At 63.6% G+C, this 893-nt stretch carries 1 protein-coding gene; it reads left to right on the forward strand.

Annotation, left to right across the window (positions count from 1 at the left end; translation table 11 throughout):
- The coding region (locus J5Y17_RS19090) for an acetyl-CoA C-acyltransferase (RefSeq protein WP_219787438.1) at window positions 1-893 on the forward strand (893 nt) is incomplete at both ends.

The following is an 893-nucleotide window of genomic DNA, read 5'->3' on the forward strand; positions in this document are numbered from 1 at the left end:
ATGACCGACGTCTACATCTGCGACTATATCCGCACCCCCGTGGGCCGTTACGGCGGCGCGCTGTCTTCCGTGCGGGCCGATGATTTGGGCGCTATCCCTTTGAAAGCCTTGGCGGAACGCAACCCATCCATGGACCTCGCGGCGATTGACGACGTGATCTTCGGCTGCGCCAACCAGGCGGGCGAAGACAACCGCAACGTCGCGCGCATGTCGCTTTTGATGGCGGGCTATCCCGACTCTGTGTCCGGCACGACGATGAACCGCCTCTGCGGCTCCGGCATGGACGCGATCATCGCGGGCGCACGCGCCATCAAAGCGGGCGAGGCCGATCTGATCATCGCGGGCGGCGTCGAGAGCATGTCCCGCGCGCCCTTCGTGATGCCGAAGGCCGAAACCGCCTTTTCGCGCGCGAACGCGGTCTATGACACGACCATCGGCTGGCGCTTCGTCAACAAGCTCATGAAGGCGCAATACGGCGTGGATTCCATGCCCGAAACCGCCGAAAACGTCGCGGAGGATTTCAACATCTCCCGCGAGGATCAGGACCTCTTTGCGCTTCGCTCGCAACAAAAAGCGGGCGCTGCGATGGCCAATGGCCGCCTGGCAAAAGAGATTGTTCCGGTGACCATCCCGCAGCGCAAAGGCGATCCGATTGTGGTGTCCGAGGACGAGCACCCGCGCCCGTCCACAACGCTGGCAGACCTGCAAAAGCTCAAGACCTTTGTGAAAGCCGACGGCACCGTGACGGCGGGCAATGCTTCGGGTGTGAACGATGGCGCGGCTGCGCTGATCCTTGCCTCGAAAGACGCCGCCGAAAAGCACGGTCTGACACCCATCGCCAAGGTGCTGGGCGGGGCCGCCGCCGGTGTTGCACCGCGGATCATGGGCTTTGG

Source organism: Celeribacter sp. PS-C1 (assembly GCF_019429625.1).
Classification (GTDB): domain Bacteria; phylum Pseudomonadota; class Alphaproteobacteria; order Rhodobacterales; family Rhodobacteraceae; genus Celeribacter.